General features: G+C 64.9%; 15 protein-coding genes. 6 read left to right on the forward strand and 9 right to left on the reverse strand.

Annotation, left to right across the window (positions count from 1 at the left end; genetic code table 11):
* Window position 1: 1 nt before the first annotated feature.
* The 3 genes from E2583_RS17355 to E2583_RS17365 all read right to left on the reverse strand — a co-directional run bounded on the left by E2583_RS17355 (window position 2) and on the right by E2583_RS17365 (window position 3446).
* Window positions 2-1891 carry an amidohydrolase gene (locus tag E2583_RS17355; protein ID WP_291597462.1) on the reverse strand — a complete coding sequence of 630 codons (1890 nt, stop codon included), beginning with the start codon at window positions 1889-1891 and terminating at the stop codon, window positions 2-4.
* 73 nt (window positions 1892-1964) lie between these two features.
* On the reverse strand, window positions 1965-2642 hold the full coding sequence (locus E2583_RS17360; RefSeq protein WP_291597463.1) for an isochorismatase family protein: 678 nt from the start codon (window positions 2640-2642) through the stop codon (window positions 1965-1967).
* A gap of 84 nt (window positions 2643-2726) precedes the next feature.
* Window positions 2727-3446, reverse strand: a complete 720-nt coding sequence (locus E2583_RS17365) for a pirin family protein (protein ID WP_291597464.1) — start codon at window positions 3444-3446, stop codon at window positions 2727-2729.
* A gap of 174 nt (window positions 3447-3620) precedes the next feature.
* Here E2583_RS17365 and E2583_RS17370 point away from each other — a divergent pair, with 174 nt between their 5' ends.
* Window positions 3621-4523, forward strand: coding sequence for a LysR family transcriptional regulator (locus tag E2583_RS17370; RefSeq protein ID WP_291597465.1), 903 nt, complete (start codon window positions 3621-3623; stop codon window positions 4521-4523).
* Between the two features lie 110 nt (window positions 4524-4633).
* Here the strand turns inward: E2583_RS17370 and E2583_RS17375 are convergent, their stop codons facing one another.
* The 3 genes from E2583_RS17375 to E2583_RS17385 form a co-directional block, all read right to left on the reverse strand.
* Complete coding sequence (locus tag E2583_RS17375; RefSeq protein WP_291597466.1) at window positions 4634-5608, reverse strand: tripartite tricarboxylate transporter substrate binding protein; 975 nt, start codon at window positions 5606-5608, stop codon at window positions 4634-4636.
* Window positions 5609-5706: 98 nt separating this feature from the next.
* Window positions 5707-6735, reverse strand: a complete 1029-nt coding sequence (locus tag E2583_RS17380) for a TraB/GumN family protein (RefSeq protein WP_291597468.1) — start codon at window positions 6733-6735, stop codon at window positions 5707-5709.
* A gap of 18 nt (window positions 6736-6753) precedes the next feature.
* On the reverse strand, window positions 6754-7824 hold the full coding sequence (locus tag E2583_RS17385; RefSeq protein WP_291597469.1) for a fumarylacetoacetate hydrolase family protein: 1071 nt from the start codon (window positions 7822-7824) through the stop codon (window positions 6754-6756).
* A 109-nt stretch (window positions 7825-7933) separates the two neighbouring features.
* Between E2583_RS17385 and E2583_RS17390 the strand changes: the two genes are divergently transcribed.
* The 3 genes from E2583_RS17390 to E2583_RS17400 all read left to right on the forward strand — a co-directional run bounded on the left by E2583_RS17390 (window position 7934) and on the right by E2583_RS17400 (window position 10475).
* Window positions 7934-8725 carry an IclR family transcriptional regulator gene (locus E2583_RS17390; protein WP_291597470.1) on the forward strand — a complete coding sequence of 264 codons (792 nt, stop codon included), beginning with the start codon at window positions 7934-7936 and terminating at the stop codon, window positions 8723-8725.
* A gap of 25 nt (window positions 8726-8750) precedes the next feature.
* Window positions 8751-9890 (forward strand): DUF3108 domain-containing protein, encoded by a 1140-nt coding sequence (locus E2583_RS17395; protein WP_291597471.1) that lies wholly within the window; start codon window positions 8751-8753, stop codon window positions 9888-9890.
* 285 nt (window positions 9891-10175) lie between these two features.
* A complete protein-coding gene (locus tag E2583_RS17400; RefSeq protein WP_291597472.1) occupies window positions 10176-10475 on the forward strand; it encodes a DUF3567 domain-containing protein in 300 nt (99 codons plus the stop codon).
* 269 nt (window positions 10476-10744) lie between these two features.
* Here E2583_RS17400 and E2583_RS17405 read toward each other — a convergent pair whose 3' ends face one another.
* On the reverse strand, window positions 10745-11833 hold the full coding sequence (locus E2583_RS17405; RefSeq protein WP_291597473.1) for an AbrB family transcriptional regulator: 1089 nt from the start codon (window positions 11831-11833) through the stop codon (window positions 10745-10747).
* Between the two features lie 147 nt (window positions 11834-11980).
* Between E2583_RS17405 and E2583_RS17410 the strand changes: the two genes are divergently transcribed.
* On the forward strand, window positions 11981-12850 hold the full coding sequence (locus tag E2583_RS17410) for a ChaN family lipoprotein (protein WP_291597474.1): 870 nt from the start codon (window positions 11981-11983) through the stop codon (window positions 12848-12850).
* Window positions 12851-12898: 48 nt separating this feature from the next.
* Here E2583_RS17410 and E2583_RS17415 read toward each other — a convergent pair whose 3' ends face one another.
* Window positions 12899-15601 (reverse strand): GGDEF and EAL domain-containing protein, encoded by a 2703-nt coding sequence (locus E2583_RS17415; protein WP_291597475.1) that lies wholly within the window; start codon window positions 15599-15601, stop codon window positions 12899-12901.
* 51 nt (window positions 15602-15652) lie between these two features.
* Between E2583_RS17415 and purU the strand changes: the two genes are divergently transcribed.
* Window positions 15653-16501 (forward strand): formyltetrahydrofolate deformylase, encoded by an 849-nt coding sequence (gene purU / locus E2583_RS17420; protein WP_291597476.1) that lies wholly within the window; start codon window positions 15653-15655, stop codon window positions 16499-16501.
* A 13-nt stretch (window positions 16502-16514) separates the two neighbouring features.
* Here the strand turns inward: purU and E2583_RS17425 are convergent.
* A partial coding sequence (locus E2583_RS17425; protein ID WP_291597477.1) for a LysR substrate-binding domain-containing protein occupies window positions 16515-17068 on the reverse strand: 554 nt, incomplete at its 5' end.

Genomic DNA, 17068 nt, shown 5'->3' on the forward strand with positions numbered 1-17068 from the left:
GTCACACCGCCCAGCAGGCGCAGCCCAGTGCGCCCCAGAAGCCTTTGAGATCGGCCACGGGCAGCCTGCTGCTCCAGGCCGTGGCATGGGCATGTCCGTGCAGATTGCAGTTGCTGGCGCAGGCGCAGCTGGCAGCGGCGTTGCGCATCACGGACTGCAGCGGTGCGCCCTCCTGCACTCCCCAGGCCCCGTAGCCCTTGAAGGTGCGAACGGGGGACCAGTCGGGCATGGCCAGGGGCGGTGCCGCTTCGTCGAAATCGGCGAAAGCACCGGTGCCGTAGACCACCTTGCCCCCCACCACGGTGAGCAGGGCCGAGGTATCGGCAATGTCGGACTCGGGGCAGGCGAAGAAGTCCCGGTCGGGCACGACGAGGTCGGCCAGCTGACCCACCTGAATGCGCCCCTTCTTGCCCTGTTCGTTGCTGAACCAGGTCACGTTTTCGGTCCACATGCGCAGGGCCTGATCGCGGCTCAGGCAGTTGCGCTGGGGTGTGAGCTGCAGGCCACCGACGGTCTTGCCCGTGATGAGCCAGGACAGCGAGACCCAGGGGTTGTAGCTGGCGACACGGGTTGCGTCGGTGCCGGCGGACACGTTGACGCCTTTTTCCAGCATGCGCCTGACGGGGGGCGTGGCCTCGGCTGCGGCGGCACCATAGCGCTCCACAAAGTATTCGCCCTGATAGGCCATGCGGTGTTGCACGGCCACGCCGCCGCCCAGGGCCGCAATGCGGTCGATGGACTTGTCGGAAATGGTTTCGGCGTGGTCGAAAAACCAGTTCAGGCCGGCCAGGGGCGTGTCCTTGTTGACCTTCTCGAACACATTGAGGGCGCGGTCGATGGTCTCGTCATAGGTCGCGTGCATGCGCCAGGGCCAGCGGTTCTGGGCCAGGATGCGCACCACTTCCTCGAGCTCGCCTTCCATGCCCGGCGCCAGCTCGGGCCGGGGCTGACGGAAGTCCTCGAAGTCCGCTGCCGAGAACACCAGCATCTCGCCTGCGCCGTTATGGCGAAAATAGTCCGTTCCCTGCTTGTACTGCGAGGTGGCGGTCCAGCGCAGAAAGTCATCCTTCTCCTCCTTGGGCTTCTGCGTGAACAGGTTGTAGGCCAGGCGCACGGTGAGCTGGCCGGCATCGGCCAGTTCCTGGATCACCTCGTAGTCGTCGGGGTAGTTCTGCATGCCGCCTCCCGCATCGATGGCGCCGGTCACGCCCAGGCGGTTGAGTTCGCGCATGAAGTGGCGCGTGGAATTGAGCTGGTAGTCGCGCGGCAGCTTGGGGCCCTTGGCCAGCGTGGCGTAGAGGATGGACGCATTGGGCTTGGCCAGCAGCAGCCCCGTGGGATTGCCGGCGCTGTCGCGCAGGATCTGGCCACCCGGCGGCTCGGGCGTGTCTTTGGTATAGCCCACGGCGCGCAGGGCGGCAGCGTTGAGCAGGGCTCGATCGTACAGATGCAGGATGAAGACCGGGGTGTCGGGTGCCACGGCGTTGAGCTCGGCCAGCGTGGGCAGGCGCTTTTCCACAAACTGGTGCTCGCTGAAGCCGCCGACCACCCGCACCCACTGGGGTGCGGGTGTGACATCGACCTGGGCCTTGAGCATGGCCATGGCGTCGGCCAGGCTCTTCACGCCGTCCCAGCGCAGCTCCATATTGAAGTTCAGACCACCGCGGATGAGGTGCAGATGGTTGTCGATCAGGCCCGGCAGCACACTGCGACCGCCCAGATCGATGCGTCGGGTCTGCGCACCGGCCAGGGGCAGGACCTCGTGGTCGCTGCCGACGGCGCTGAAGCGCCCCTGACTCACGGCCACGGCCGTGGCCGTGGGCTTGCTGCGGTCCAGCGTGGTGAAGCGGCCGTTGAACAGGATCAGATCGGGAGTGGTGGGCTGGGTCATGGGGGTCTCACGAAGTTCGGCGGCGCAACGACTGCGCCGGGTTGCGTGGCAAGCAGGGAGATGGTGCGCTTTTTTAGCCTTCGTGGGCGCCGAACATGGTCTTGGCGTAGGTGATGCCGATGCCGTAGCCGCCGCCCAGCTTCCTGGCGATGCCCGTGGTCATGTCATAGGTCTCGGTGCGGGCCCAGTCGCGCTGCATTTCCAGCAGATACTGCAAGGACGTGATAGGTTGGGCCCCGGCCTGGACCATGCGCTCCATGGCGCGGTTGTGGGCTTCGGTCGAGATGTCGCCGCAGGCATCGGCGATCACGAAGACCTCGAAGCCCTGGTCCAGGGCCGACAGGGCCGGTCCGACGATGCACACGCTGGTCCACAGGCCGGCCAGCACGATGCGGGGCTTGCCGATCTCGTTGACCTTGTCGATCACGGCCGGGTCTTCCCAGGTGTTCATGGAAGTGCGGTCCAGCAGGGCCTGGCCGGGGAAAGGCCCGGTCACTTCCTCGAACATGGGGCCGGAGAAGCTCTTTTCGGCCACGGTGGTGAGGATGGTCGAGGCCCCGAAACCGGCGGCAGCCGAGGCGACCAGGGCGGCGTTGGAGCGCAGCTGCACGGGATCGATGGAGTGCGTGGCAAAGGCCATCTGCGACTGGAAGTCGATCATGATCAGCGTGTGATCATGGGGATTGAGCAGCCTGGCACCGGGCTTGGCGACGGCGACGGGACGGGCGATGGCGGCATTGGCGTTGGTCATGGTGAAACTCCTGGGTCAAAGGTGAGCGAGAGGCTGCGGGAAAACAAGAAAGCCGAATGAAAACCGGGTTGTGCAAACTATTGCCTACAGGCGGGGCAGTTCACGAGGACGCAGGTCAAAGACCAGCACCTCGGCCTGTTCACCCTGGTCGAAACGCAGGGCACCGGCGTTGCGGATGCGGGCGCCGTCGCCTTCGGACAGGCGCTCGCCATTCACGCTGAGGCTGCCGCGGGCCACATGCACATAGACATGGCGCTCGGGACCGACATCGAGTTCGGCAGACTCCTGGCCGTCGAACAGGCCGGCATAGACCCGGGCGTCCTGGCGCACGGCCAGCGTGCCGTCTGCGCCTTCGGGGGCGATGATCAGGCGCAGGCGGCCGCGCTTGTCGGCATCGTCCACATGGACCTGCTGATAGCGCGGGGTGGCGCCGCGCTCGTCGGGCACGATCCAGATCTGCAGAAAGTGCACCGGATCCCGGTCCGAGTGGTTGAATTCGCTGTGCTCCACGCCGGTGCCGGCGCTCATCATCTGCACGTCGCCGGGACGGATCACCGAGCCCGTGCCCATGGAGTCCTTGTGCTCCAGGGCACCGTCGAGCACATAGGAGAAGATTTCCATGTCGCGGTGACCGTGGGTGCCGAAGCCCTGACCGGGGGACACCTGGTCGTCATTGATGACCAGCAGATCCGAAAATCCTTGCTGATTGGCGTCGCGGTAGTGACCGAAGGAGAAGGTGTGACGGGATTGCAGCCAGCCATGGTTGGCGCGACCGCGGTGGTTGGATGGACGAACTTCAAGCATTTCGATCTCCTGAACAATCGATGGAGTTCACACTTCCTGCGGCGGGCCTGCTTGCCTTGACTTCTGCATTCCGTGTGGCGATGAATGAAGTATCTGCGGCCTGATCAACGGTTATGCTGAAAGAAAATCCATTCAATCATCGATAATTTCGATGATTATTTTTCAGGCACCCCTATGCTCAAACTATCTCTGGAAGCCATCGAACTGGTGGAGACCATTGCGCGCCATGGCTCGTTCGCCGGTGCGGCAGAACGCCTGCACAAAGTACCGTCGACCATCTCCTATGCCGTCTCCAAGCTGGAGGAGCAGCTGGGCCTGAACCTGTTTGTGCGCAACGGCCCGCGCGTCAGTCTCACGCCAGCGGGCGAGGAACTGCTCAAGGAAGGGCGCTGGCTGCTGGCTGCCGCGCGTCAGCTCGAATCCCGGCTGCGGCAGATCGCCACGGGCTTCGAGACCGAGGTACGCCTGGTGCATGACTCGCTGATCCCCACCAGCGCGTTCGGCGCCGACATTCAGGCCTTCGAGGCGCTGAACAGCGGCACGCGCCTGCGCATCGGCAGCGAGACGCTGACCGGCACCTGGGAAGCCCTGCGCGAAGGCCGGGCCGACCTGATCGTGGCGGCAGGCGAAGGCCCGGCCGGCGGCGGCCACAAGGCCGTGGCCGTGGGCCAGCTCGATTTCGTGTTCTGCGTGACGGCCAGCCACCCGCTGGCGCGCCTGGGCCGGCCGCTGGCGCGCAGCGACCTGCTCGAACACACCGCCGTGGTGGTGGGGGACGGCGCGCGCTCGCTGACCGACCGCACCGTGGGCCTGCTCACCGGCCAGCGGCGCATCACCGTACCGAGCATGCAGGCCAAGATCGCATGCCAGGCTGCCGGGCTGGGCCACGGCTTTGTGCCGCGCGCCTGCGTTCGTGTGGAGCTGGAGACCGGGGTGCTGGTGGAACTGCCGGTGGAAGAGCCACGTCCGCCCGAAACCTTCTGGCTGGCCTGGCGCAGCGATGCTCGCGGACGGGCCCAGCAATGGTGGCGCGAGCGCCTCGGCCGGCCCCTGCTGCCCGGCATACTGCCCTATTGAAAACGGCCCTGCAACGCAAGGAGGCAGGGCCGTGGCGATATGAGCCGACGAGGTCTGTGCAAAGGCTTCAAGCGATGCCCAGGACCACGTACAGCCCGGAGAAAAGACGATCAGTCCAGCTTCACGCCAGCCGCCTTGATGACCTCACCCCAGCGCTTGGCTTCGGTGCGCGCCAGTTGGTGGAACTGCTCGGGCGTTCCGGGCAGGGCTTCCATGCCGAAGTCGGCCATGCGCTTGACCACGTCGGGGTCCTTGAACGCTTTTTGCAGGTCTGCATTGAGGCGCTGCACGATGACTGGCGGCAATCCCTTGGGACCCAGAATGCCCTGGAAGGCGTAGACCTCGGAGTCCTTGAGGCCCAGCTCGGCCAGCGTGGGCACATTGGGCAGATTGGGCACGCGCTTGGCCGTGCCGATCGCCAGGGCTCGCACCTTGCCGGACTGAATCACGGGCAGGCCCGATGCCAGATCCAGGAACATGCAAGGCACCTGGCCGCCCATCACATCGGCCAGCGCGGGCGCGGCACCCTTGTAGGGGATATGGGTCAGGCTGGTGCCGGTGCGGTTCTTGAACAGCTCCATGGCCAGATGGTGGGGCGAGCCATTGCCGGGCGAGGCGTAGTTGAGCTTGCCGGGGTTGGCCTTGGCATAGGCCAGGAACTCCTTGAAATCCCTGGCTTCGAACGCGGGGTTGACCACCAGCGCCATGGGGAAGCGGCTGATGCCGCCCACATAGGTGAAATCCTTGTCGGGGCTGAAAGGCAGCTTGCTGAACAGGTGTTCGTTGAAGGCCAGGATGGCGTTGTCGGCCGACATGATCGTGTAGCCGTCGGGCTTGGCCGAGGCAACGATCTGGCCGCCGATATTGGTCGAGGCGCCGGGGCGGTTGTCGACCACGATGGTCTGGTTCAGCGTCTTGCGCATGGACTCGGCCACGGTGCGGGCCAGCACGTCGGTGCCGCCTCCGGGTGGATAGGGCACAACCCAGCGCACGGGGTTGGCGGGCCAGTCCTGCGCCATGGCGAAGGGGGATGCGGCAGCAGCCGAGCCGGCTGCCACGGCAGCCAGGAATTGACGACGATCCATCGTTTGTCTCCTTGAGGGTGATGTAGGGGGTTATGGATTGATTTTTGGACCCCGCCAGGCTGCCTGCTTTTTAGAATTGAAGCAGCTTGCGCTTGTCTCTATTTGGTTTGAAGTTCTTTTGACTCCGATTCCTGTTTGGCTGGCGGCCTGAATCTCACGCGCTCGACCCGATAGCCTTTTTGCCGCAGCAACTCGGGCAGGCCCATGGGCCCGACCATATGCAGCGCGCCGACGGCAGCAAACACCGTCTTGCCCTGTTTGAGCTGGTTCGCAATACCTTGCGCCATGCCGGGATTGCGCCCCTCCATCAGGCGCGCGTATTTGCGCCGGTCACGCTCGGTCTTGATGCAGCCACACCAGTCGGCATAGTTCTCCAGCGTTTCCTCGTTGCCGCTGGCCCAGATATTCGCCAGCTGTTGCAGAATTTCCGGGGACTGGGGATCTTCGAGCTGTTCAAGCCCCTCACGCACGCTTTCCTGGACCTCCACCGGATCGTCGGACAGCAGCTCCTGGAGCTGGGTCTGGACCGACTCCAGCCCCAGCACGGGCTTGCGCAGTGCCTGCGCCATGCTCGCCAGCAACAGGTCGGCACCAAACTCGGCCATCAGCCCGTGCTTGCGCCCCAGTTGACTGACCAGCCCCAGCAGCTGCGCATCCGGGCGCTCCGTGCTCAGGTGTTCGGCACAGGCCTGCTTTCGCTGCAGCGCCAGACGGGCCTCCAGATCCGCAGGCAATGCCGGAGCGTCGGCACGGGCCTTGAAACCTTCGAGCAATTGCTGCAGGACCTGCGGATTCAGCAGATCCAGCTCCAGCGCCAGAAGGTCTGCACCGTACATGGAGCGCACGACGGTGCGGCCGGGCAGCATCCACTCCCGCTTGCCCACATGCAAGGTACCGTAGAGCCAGCTGGTGCGCTCGCCGTCCTGCACGCGCCACAGCAGACCCCGGTCCTGCATATGGGGGGCCATGGCCTGCACTTCGGCCTGCGTGGGCGGACTGACGGGCGGCGGGCAGATCGCTGTGGGCTCGGCCGCCAGGGACAGGCCCGAACACAGTGCAAGCACCACCGCCGGCACGGCCTTCAGGGAGGGCCTGCGGCCAGGGAGATTCAGACTTGGCAAGGGCATGGCTGCTGCATTGCGGCTTCAGTCCTCGGAGGCCTGCAAGGCCTGGCCTTCTGCCTCGTCATCCCTGCTGCTGCCGGGCGGCGCAATGTTCTGATCGATGGCACCGAAGATGCTCTGGCCGTCCTTGCCCTTCATTTCGATGCGGATGGTGTCGCCGAACTGCATGAATTCGGTCTTGGGCGCACCGTCCTGAATGGTTTCGATGCAGCGCTTTTCGGCGATGCAGCTATAGCCCTTGGGCCATTCCATGCGCTTGTTCTTGCCGCTGCCGGTCTCCACGCCCTTGTTGCTCACCGTGCCGCTGCCCACGATGGAGCCGGCGCGGACATTGCGCGTCTTGGCGATGTGGGCAATCAGCTGGCCGAAGTGGAACGTCATCTCCTCGCCCGCATCGCACATGCCGACCTTGCGGCCGTTCCAGGTACTTTGCAGCGTCAGATGCAGGCGGCCGCTCTTCCAGGCATCGCCCAGCTCGTCCAGCGTCACGGCCACGGGGCTGAAGGCCGTGGCGGGCTTGCTCTGAAAGAAGCCGAAGCCCTTGGCCAGTTCACCGGGGATCAGGTTGCGCAGACTCACGTCATTGACCAGCATGACGAGACGGATGCCGTCCAGCGCATCTTTGGCGTCGGTCCCCATGGGAACATCGCCGGTGACGACGGCGATCTCGGCCTCGAAATCGATGCCCATGGCCGTGCTGGGCACGATCACATCGTCGCAGGGGCCGATGAAATCATCGCTGCCGCCCTGGTACATCAGCGGGTCGGTGTAGAAGTTGGCCGGCACCTCGGCATTGCGGGCCTTGCGCACCAGTTCCACATGGTTGATGTAGGCCGAGCCATCGGCCCACTGATACGCACGCGGCAGCGGGGCCATGCAGCGCCGGGGATCGAAAGGAAACGCATGACGCGCCTTGCCGTGATTGAGCTCATGCGACAAATCCTGCAACTGGGGCGCCATATAGCTCCAGTCGTCCAGCACCTGCTGCATGCGGTTGGCAATGCCGGTGGCATAGCAGGCCTGGCTCAGGTCACGCGACACCACGACCAGTTGCCCGTCACGCGAGCCATCCTTGTACGTTGCCAGTTTCATTCTCTGTCCCTCTGCGCATGGCAGCGGTGCTGGCACAATGCCTGACAACGCTAGCCAAAATTACGATTGGTTAAATTGATTTAACTAAACAAAACACGATTCTATTGCAATGGAAAAGGAACGCGCAGGGATTCAGTCGGTCGAAGTGGGTTTCTCCCTCATCGAGGCGCTGGCACAGGCCAGCGGACCGCTGATGCTCAAGGATGTCGCCGCTGCGGCCGGCATGAGTGCCGCCAAGGCGCACCGCTATCTGGTGAGCTTCCAGCGCATCGGACTGGTGGCGCAGGACGAGCGCAACTCGCGCTACGACCTCGGCCCTGCGGCCCTCAAGATCGGCCTGGCATCACTGGCCCGCCTCGACCCGGTGCGTCTGGCGCGCGAACGCATTCCGGCGCTGCTCGAGACCCTGAACCACACACTGGCCATCGCCGTCTGGGGCAACCACGGCCCGACCATCGTGCATTGGGAAGAATCGGCGCAGTCCGTCACCGCCAATCTGCGCCTGGGCGATGTCATGCCCATGCTGGCATCGGCCACCGGCCGGTGCTTTGCGGCCTGGCTGCCACGCGAAATGACCGCACCGCTGCTGGAGCCTGAAATCGAGCGTGCCCGCAAGGCCAGACGCCAGGATCTGCCCCAGACCGAAGAGGCCGTGACGGACATGCTGGCCGAAGTCCGAGCCCGCGGCACGGCCCGCGTGGTCGACACTGTGCTGCCGGGCATCGTGGCCTTTTGCGTGCCGGTCTTCGACGCATCCGGGCATATCGTGCTGGGTCTGATGACCCTGGGCTCGCTGGCGACTTTCGACCCGGACTATGGTGGAGCCATCGATGCGCCACTGCAGGCGGCCGCCCGCCAGCTCTCCAGCGACCTGGGCTGGCGCGCCGATCAGAAGCACTGAAACCCGCAATCTCCGATCCACACTCATGGGCCGCTCACCTCAGGCAAGCCAGGCAAGCAAAGCGCTGCTGCCCATCACCGGCATGGTGCTGGCAGCCCATGGGCTGCTGCTCTGGGGTCTGCCGCAGCCGACCCCGGCACACAAGCCTGCCGATGCCCAGATCGTCATGGAGACACGCCTGCTGCAGGCGCCTCCTCCCCCCCCGCCGCCGACCGCCGCCCCCACACCGGCTGCGCCGCCGCGCCAACCCCGGGCTGCCCCGCGCCCGGCTGCGCCGCCCCCCGCGCCCGCTTCCGTGACGCAGGAGCAGGAATCCACGCCAAACTCGGCCCGTGAGCCGCATGCGCAAGCGGTTCCCGACACAGAATCGACACCCCATGCAGAGCAACCCGCTGTGGCAGAGCCGGCTGCCGAGCCGGCCGCCGAGCCCTCCGAGGGCCAGGGCGCTGACACGGCCCGCCCCATTCTGGTCACGCCCGCAGGCAGCGCGCCGCTGCCTCCAGGCTCCGTGCTGCCCGTCACCCTGCCCAACTCCGCCACGCTGGAGTTCGATGCCTCGGGTCAGGTCAAGGGCTTTCAATACTCGGCCGGCGCCCAGTTGCAATGGCAGCATGACGGCCAGTACTACCAGGCCAGGCAGTCGATCAGCATGTTCCTGCTGGGCGAGCGTGCCCAGACCAGCGAGGGGCTGATCACCCCCAGGGGACTCCAACCGCTCAACTTCAGCGACAAGGGCCGCAAAACCCAGTCTGCGGCCTTTGATGTGGCCGGGGGCAAGGCGCGCTACAGCGGTGGCCAGACCGATGCAGCCATTGGCGATGGCGTGCAGGACCGCCTCAGCGTCTTTCTCCAGCTTTCGGCCCTGATGGCCGCCGGCCCCGAAAAATATCCGCCCGGCACCCTGATCGAGCTGACTACCAGCAGCGCACGCTCGGCAGTGCGGTGGCAGTTCCGCGTGGGGGCCAGCGAGGCTCTGGAGCTGCCATTCGGCAGCGTCATGGCGCTTCGGCTGGACAAGCTGCCCGGCAAAAGCAGCAGCGACCAGCGCGGCTCGGTCTGGCTGGCTCCGGCCATGCAATACCTGCCCGTGCGCATCCAGCTCACCCAGGGCCAGGATGACTTTGTCGATCTGCAGCTCAAGAAATATCTGCCCGCCCCGCAATAGCCCGAAACGCCGTTTCCTGGCGTAAACCCTGTGTTCAACGCGCCACAAGCGCTCACTCACACCCCGGACAAAGCCTGCAGCCTGCACCGACGCGGGCTGCACACTGTCGCAGCGCTCAAGGACTTGCCTACTGCAGCTCGGGAAAACCGGTTGCCCGCAACCACGTCAAATCCATGGAATACTGTGCTCAAGTGCCAAGAGCAGGCATTTCCACCTTGAAATGCGGCACCCTGCCGCCATCTCCATGGCAGGCATGCTCATAACGGAAGTGAAAGGAGGAACACCATGCAAATGCTTTACGACTCTGAATCCTTTGCGGTGCTCCATCTGCGTCCCGACATGGAAGCAGACGCTCCCGCGGGCACAGCCAAGGCCGAGACCGAGAAAGTCCATCAACTGCCGCGCCATGGCTTCGAGATCGTGGACAAGCGCTCGGGCAAGGAGGTGTATCTCGATGGCTCCTGGGCTGAAATGTTCCAGAAACAGATCCTCGCCTGGCAGCAGGATGCCCCCACCGAGGAAGAGGTGGAGGAAATTCTCGACACCTACACGGGCCTGGCCCAGCAGCCGGTCATCATTCACTGAACAGCATGCAGAAAGCCACTTGAAAGAGTGGCTTTTTTGATGCCCGGAAACGGCTGCATCGCCTATCGCCCAGCTGCCTGCCGCGATGACCTGTGCACAGCAGCAACACCCGGCCGTCCACGCTGCCAGCGAACGGCCCGGTCAATCCCTGGCTCTGCGCAGGAAATCTCGCACCGGGAAGTTATGCTCCCAGGCGATCCACATCCGCAGCCCGGCCAACATCAGGCCCGTGCTGGCACCGACGAGCAGGGCCGACTTCCAGGGATTTCTCAGGGCAGCCCCCGGTTCAGCCATCGGTACAGCGGCGCCACCAGCAGCAGCACGGCAATCAGCCGGCAGACCTGGAAAGCTGTGACCACGGGCACGCCCAGTTGCAGCACCTTGGCGGTGATGGCCATCTCGGTAATACCACCCGGCGATGTGCCCAGCAGCAAGGTGACCCAGGGCAGGCCTGTGGCACCGTGCAGCAGCCATGCGAAGCCGGCGCACACCGCCATCAGCCCCACGGTACCGAGCGCCACCATGCCCAGCCAGCGCGGAGCCGTGTGCAGGAATTCACGGCGAAAACGCACCCCCAGGCTGACGCCGATCACCAGCTGGGCGGCATTCATCAGCCACTGCGGCACGGCGGACAGCTCCAGGCCTGCCATGGTCAAGCCCATGGATACGGCCAGCGCGCCGAGAAACCAGGGGTTGGCGCGCCTGAGCTTGAGCATCAGCAATGCCCCCGCGCCCGTGGCCAGCGCCAGCCAGGCAAAGCCCGGCCATTGCACATTGCGCACGCTGGGCAGCGTCAGGCCGGGGTCTCCCTGCAGCCCCGCCCATTGCAGGGCAAAAGGAATGCTCACCGTGACGATCACCAGCCTTAGGCTATGCGCCGCTGCGACCAGATCGGTGCGCGCATGCTCGCGCTCGGCCAGCAGCGTCATCTCCGAAGCCGCGCCTATCGCGCCCGAGAAATAGGTCGTGGCGCGCAGCTGCTGCTCGTCCATGCCCGGCTGCCCCAGCATGGAGGCGGCCTGCACGCGATACAGCCAGCGACCGAAGGCCCAGCCCAGCAGCAGCGCCCAGGCAATGGCCAGCGCAATCGCCCACCACAGTCCGGCCACCAGTTCGGTCACGGCCGGCGTGAAATACAGGCCCAGTGCACCGCCGATCGTCCACTGCCCCAGATCGCGCAGCCGGGCCCAGCTTTGGGTGGGGGCTCCGCCCATCGATAGCAGGGAAACGGAAATCAGCGGCCCCAGCATCCACGGCAGCGGCGTATGCAACATCAGACAGAGCTGGGCAGCCAGCCAGGCCAGCAACAAGGTGGCGGCCACACGGGCCACAAACGCGGGGGGAAGCAATACGGACATGTGCACGGGGATCCGGCAAGGCACGACAATGGACGCGCGACAGGGGCAATGCCCCGCAGTATCGCGGCAAAACTCGGTGGGCAAAGCCGGTACGAAATCGACAGCTACGAAGCCATGCCCCGTCTTGGACGAATGCAATCAGCTCATATGTGGACTTTCATTTCTGCGGCGCAGCCGCGCCTGCGTCTCAATCCTTTGGCCCTGACGGCGCTTGCCGGCGCCCTGCTGCTGGGCGGCTGCGCCCATCAAGGCGCCCAGTGGACCTCCGACACCGAGTGGCAGCAGACACTGGGGCAGTGGGCCGGAACACCGGTCATCCTGCTCGGCGAGCAGCACGACCAGACCGCCCATCACCAGTGGGAAGCGGCGACCGTGCGCCACCTGGCAGCGCAGGGCAGGCTCGCGGCCCTGGTGATCGAGATGGCACCCGCAGGCGGCAGCACCCGGAGTCTGCCGGCATCGGCCAGCGACGAGGAGGTGAAGGCCGCGCTGCAATGGGCCCAGGGCGGCGGCCCGGGCGGCTGGCCCTGGCAGGACTATGGTCCGGTGGTGATGGCGGCCGTGAAAGCCGGCGTGCCGGTGCTCGGCGGCAATCTGCCGCGTACGCGGATGAAGCAGGCCATGGAGCAGTCCCGCTACGACGGACATCTGCCGGCCGCAGGCTGGCAGCTGCAACTCGATGCCATCAAGGACGGGCACTGCGGCCTGCTGCCCGAATCGCAGTTCGCGCCCATGGCCCGCATTCAGCTGGCCCGCGACGAGTCCATGGCGAGGGTGACGGAAACAGCGGTGCGCGAGCTGGGCCAGCCCGGCAAAAGCGTGCTGCTGGTAGCGGGCCGCGGCCATGTGCGCGGCGATATCGGCGTGCCGACCTGGCTTCCGGCCGACTTCAAGCAAAAGGTGGCGATCGCCCAGTCGGACAAAGCACCGACGGCTGTCGCCATGAAAGCAGACAAGCAGCTGACGCTGGAAGGCAATGCCTCCGAGGACCAGTGCAGGCAGCTGCACGAGCAATGAAAAAAAAGGCCCGCGCCCAAGCCCTGACGGGCTGCTGCTGCGCGATCCTCAGTCCGCAGTCGCGACCGACACCAGCGGCTGCCCCTCGCGGGTCTTTTCCAGCAAGCGCGTGAAGTCTTCGGCCGGCAAGGGCCGGCTGCAGAAATAGCCCTGGAAGTAGTCGCAGCCTTTTTGCTGCAGGAAGCTCAGCTGCGCCTGGGTTTCCACGCCTTCGGCCAGGACCTTCAGGCCCATGGCGTGGCCCAGGGCGATGACCGAGCTGCTGATGGTCATGTCGTCTGCGCTGTGGGGAATGTCGCGGATAAAGCCCTGGTCGATCTTGAGCAGATCAAGGGGGAAGCGCTTGAGGTGCGCCAGCGACGAATAGCCGGTGCCGAAGTCATCAATGGCCAGGCGAAGGCCCAGCTCGCGCAGGCGGTTGAGCACGGCCAGTGCCTCCTCGGGCTTTTCGGCCAGTGCGCTTTCGGTGATTTCCAACTCCAGCAGGCTGGCCGGAAAGCCCGACTCGGCCAGCGCCTTGGCCGTGGCACCGGCAATATCGGTCAGCAAAAACTGATGCAGCGAGACATTGACCGCAATCGTCAGATCGGGCAGGCCTGCGGCACGCCATTGCTGGCCCTGACGACAGGCCTCGGCCAGTACCCACAGGCCCAGTGGACCGATGACGCCCGAGTTTTCCGCCACCGGAATGAAACGTGCCGGAGAGATCAGGCCCTCCTCCGGATCCAGCCAGCGCACCAGGGCCTCGGCCCCCGTCAGGCGTCCCGTCGCCAGATCGATCTGCGGCTGGTAATGCAAGCGCATATGGCCAAGGTCCAGCGCACGACGCAGGCGTGCCTCCATGGCCAGGCGCTCGCGGGCGGCCTGGGTCATGTTTTCATGGAAGAAGCACCAGGCGTTGGAGCCCCTGGCCTTGGCCCCGTACACCGCCGCATGGGCGCCCTGCAAGAGATCGTCGGCCGTCAGCGCATGGTCGGGGTACAGACAGATGCCGGCACTGACGCTGACCACCACGGACAGCCCGTCCGGCGTGGTCCAGGGCTGGCCGGCAGCCGCCATCAGACGCTCGGCCACTTCGATCGCGCTGTCGCGGCCGCACAGGGAAGGCGCCACCACGCAGATTTCATCGCCCGCCAGGCGGCCGATGATGTCGTCGTGGCGCAAAGCTCCCTGCATCTGCCCGGCCACATGCCTGAGCACCTCGTCCCCGATGGAGTGGCCGTAGCTGTCGTTCACATCCTTGAATCGGTCTATGTTGAAGAGCAGAACGGCCATCCGGCGGTTGTGGCTCTGGCTCAGAGCGACCGTCTCGCCCAGCAGGCGCGTGAACTGCGCCCGGTTCGGCAAGCCGGTCAGGGTGTCGCGATGGGCCAGGAACTCCAGCTGCTGCTCGCGCGCCTTCTCGGCCGAAATGTCGGTGAACATGCAGACGTAATGCGTCACCTTGTCGTTTGCATCCCTGACCGCGCTCAGCGACATGCGTTCGGGAAAGATCTCTCCGTTCTTGCGCTTGTTCCAGATTTCGCCCTGCCAGTGGCCGGTAGCATGCATGCTGGCCCACATGGCATCGTAGAAGGCCTTGTCATGCCGCCCGGACTTGAACATGCGCGGCGTCTTGCCCAGCATTTCGGCTTCGGAAAAGCCCAGCAGCCGCGTGAACGCATGGTTGACCGAGAGAATGCGGCTGTTTGCGTCGGTCACCACCACGCCCTCGATGGTGTTGTCGACCACGGTGGAGGCCAGGCGGCTGCGCTCATCGGCTTCGCGACTCGCGGTCTGGTCGGAAAGCAGGCCCGAGATCCGTATCAGACGTCCGCTCGCATCCCTGTATGCCTGACCGCGGGCGCGGAACCAGCGGTACAGCCCGTCGAAACACAGCAGACGCGCCGTCAGCACCAACATGCTGCCGTGCTCCAGGGCGTGCTCGGCCTCGGCCCTCGCCGTGGCGGCATCCTCGGGATGCACGCACTGATGGAAATCGAATTCGCGGGCAAGATCCTGCCCCTGGTAGCGCAACAGGGCGCTCATGCCGGTGGAGAAGTTCAGCCGCTGCTCCAGCGCATCCCATTCCCACACGCCGTTGCCGCTGCCTTCCAGCGCCAGTCGCAGCATGGTCTCGCTGCGCATCATGGCATTGCGCGCGCTCACCATCTCGCTCAGGTCCTGCAGCACGCAGACCAGAGCCACCGGGCCTCCCACCCCCGACGCCGCCACGCGGCTGGTGGTGCACAGCACGGGCGTGACCTTGCCGGTGTCGGCATTCACGCACTGGCGCAGCACCTGGAAGTAGTCGGTGCTGCCATCGAGAAGGCGCTGCAGCTGCAGAACCACCTCGTCCTGGTCATGCACCGGCACCAGCACCCGGAAATCCTGACCTCGCAGCGACTCCACGCTGCGGCCCAGCCACCCCGCCAGCTTGGCATTGGCCCAGACAATCTCCGCTCCACCCACATGCACACGAGCCATGCCGGCCGGTGCGTGACGCACCACCAGCTCCAGCTCCTGCGCCGTTTCCCTGCCGCGCTGATCGGCGCGCGCCCTGCGCTGCATGAACCAGAGTGCGACCAGCGCGGTCGCCAGCAACCAAACAATGAACAGGCCTATCTGCCAACGCAGCGACTGTCGATTCAGCGATACATCAAAATAGTTGAGCACACCTGCCTGTGCCCCCAACCACAGCATCCCCGCACACAGATAGAGGGCGACAATCACCCTGGGTGTGAGCGCAGAATGCCCCTCCTCGCTTTTCATGAATTTCCTTTGTCCGCAGGGTCCTCGCCTTGCTGCGACAATTGCCCAGCTATGACCCAAGCCTATATTTTGACTTTATCCTGCCCAGACCGACTGGGCCTGGTGCATGCCGTTTCCGGATTCTTGCTTGAGCAAGGCGGCAATATCGAAGAAGCTGCGCAGTACAACGACCCGGTCACCGGCCTGTTCTTCATGCGCGTGCAGTTTGCCTGCGATGGCAAAGACGCCGCCTCTCTAAAGGCATCCGTTGCTGAATTAGCTGATCAATATCAAATGCAGTGGAGTTTGCACTCCAAAGCCGAGCGCATCAAGACCGTCATCATGGTCAGCAAGGAAGGCCACTGCCTCAACGACCTGCTGTTCCGCTGGAAGTCGGGTCTGCTGCCGGTCGAGATCAAGGCCATCATCAGCAACCACCGCGAGTTCTACCAGCTGGCGGCCAGCTACAACATTCCCTTCCATCACATTCCCGTGACTGCCGCCACCAAGGCCCAGGCCGAAGAGCGCCAGTACGAGATCATCGAGGAAGAAGGCGCCGAACTGGTGGTGCTGGCCCGCTACATGCAGGTGCTGTCCAACGATCTGTGCAAAAAGCTGGCCGGCCGCGCCATCAACATCCACCACAGCTTCCTGCCCAGCTTCAAGGGCGCCAAGCCCTACTACCAGGCGCATGACCGCGGCGTGAAGCTGATCGGCGCCACCGCCCACTATGTGACGGCCGACCTCGACGAGGGCCCGATCATCGAACAGGACGTGGCGCGCGCCGACCACACCGATACCGTGGAAGACCTGACGGCCCGCGGCCGCGACACCGAAAGCCAGGTGCTGGCACGTGCCGTGAAATGGCATAGCGAGCGACGCGTCATTCTCAACGGTCACAAGACCGTGGTGTTCGCGTAATAAGCAAATGGGCCTACAGCTTCAGTTCCGCGTCGGCGCCCTGTTCGAGAAGCCACTCGCGGAACAGTTCCGCACCTCGCTTCGGCGGACGCTGTGCAGGCATCACCAGATGGATCGTGTCGCCGGAACGATGGCACATATGCGTGGCCGGAACCAGCCGACCCGCCACGACATGATCATGAACGAGGTGTTTCCAGCCAAGCGCCACGCCTTGCCCCTGCACCGCAGCCTCAATGGAGCTGAGCGCGTCGGTAAAGACGAAATCCTGTTCAATGCGCGGGTTCTGCACGACGGAACGTTCCAGCCATTCACGCCAGCCAAGCCGCGAGCGGTGACGCTCCTCAAAATGCAGCAGCGTATGGTTCAGAAGGTCGCTCGCTTCCTCGATCTGTCCGCGCTCTTTCAGATAAGCGGGACTGCACACCGGCCAGACTTCCTCAGTCACAAATGGCCAGGCGAGGATGCCAGGCCATTTGCCTTTCCCCAGACGCGCTGAAACGTCGATATCTTCTTCAAGCAGATCCTGATCGTCGCGGCTGCTTTCTTCGATGCGCAGCGCCACATCCG

The sequence above is a fragment of the Comamonas sp. genome (assembly GCF_009360615.1).
GTDB lineage: Bacteria > Pseudomonadota > Gammaproteobacteria > Burkholderiales > Burkholderiaceae_C > Comamonas.

Bases quoted from the DNA above. Each gene is read 5' to 3' on its own strand.
- E2583_RS17355 (WP_291597462.1), bottom strand. From the start codon at position 1,891: ATGACCCAGCCCACCACTCCCGATCTGATCCTGTTCAACGGCCGCTTC.
- E2583_RS17360 (WP_291597463.1), bottom strand. From the start codon at position 2,642: ATGACCAACGCCAATGCCGCCATCGCCCGTCCCGTCGCCGTCGCCAAG.
- E2583_RS17365 (WP_291597464.1), bottom strand. From the start codon at position 3,446: ATGCTTGAAGTTCGTCCATCCAACCACCGCGGTCGCGCCAACCATGGC.
- E2583_RS17370 (WP_291597465.1), top strand. From the start codon at position 3,621: ATGCTCAAACTATCTCTGGAAGCCATCGAACTGGTGGAGACCATTGCG.
- E2583_RS17375 (WP_291597466.1), bottom strand. From the start codon at position 5,608: ATGGATCGTCGTCAATTCCTGGCTGCCGTGGCAGCCGGCTCGGCTGCT.
- E2583_RS17380 (WP_291597468.1), bottom strand. From the start codon at position 6,735: ATGCCCTTGCCAAGTCTGAATCTCCCTGGCCGCAGGCCCTCCCTGAAG.
- E2583_RS17385 (WP_291597469.1), bottom strand. From the start codon at position 7,824: ATGAAACTGGCAACGTACAAGGATGGCTCGCGTGACGGGCAACTGGTC.
- E2583_RS17390 (WP_291597470.1), top strand. From the start codon at position 7,934: ATGGAAAAGGAACGCGCAGGGATTCAGTCGGTCGAAGTGGGTTTCTCC.
- E2583_RS17395 (WP_291597471.1), top strand. From the start codon at position 8,751: ATGGGCCGCTCACCTCAGGCAAGCCAGGCAAGCAAAGCGCTGCTGCCC.
- E2583_RS17400 (WP_291597472.1), top strand. From the start codon at position 10,176: ATGCAAATGCTTTACGACTCTGAATCCTTTGCGGTGCTCCATCTGCGT.
- E2583_RS17405 (WP_291597473.1), bottom strand. From the start codon at position 11,833: ATGTCCGTATTGCTTCCCCCCGCGTTTGTGGCCCGTGTGGCCGCCACC.
- E2583_RS17410 (WP_291597474.1), top strand. From the start codon at position 11,981: ATGTGGACTTTCATTTCTGCGGCGCAGCCGCGCCTGCGTCTCAATCCT.
- E2583_RS17415 (WP_291597475.1), bottom strand. From the start codon at position 15,601: ATGAAAAGCGAGGAGGGGCATTCTGCGCTCACACCCAGGGTGATTGTC.
- purU (WP_291597476.1), top strand. From the start codon at position 15,653: ATGACCCAAGCCTATATTTTGACTTTATCCTGCCCAGACCGACTGGGC.